1 pseudogene is annotated in these 235 nt (G+C 62.1%); it reads left to right on the forward strand.

What is annotated here, in order from left to right:
- A pseudogene (locus AC2YI2_RS35330) lies at window positions 1-235 on the forward strand (ISNCY family transposase); the annotation flags it as partial.

Raw genomic sequence — 235 nt, forward strand, 5'->3', positions numbered from 1 at the left:
CTGCCCGGCCTGAAGACCTGCATCGGCCGCTGAATCTGGCGCCGGATCGGTTGACCGAGATCCTGTGCAAGCGCGAGCAACGTTATGTCGGCGCGCAGCTGACTTTTTCGTTCGAGCGCCAGCGGATCATGCTGCAGGAGACCGAGGTGACGCGCGGTCTGGTCGGTCGCTATGTCGAGACTTATGCCTATGCCGACGGTCGCTTGGATGTGCGTTGGAAGGGGCATTCCCTACC

The sequence above is a fragment of the Rhizobium sp. SRI_017 genome (assembly GCF_057586295.1).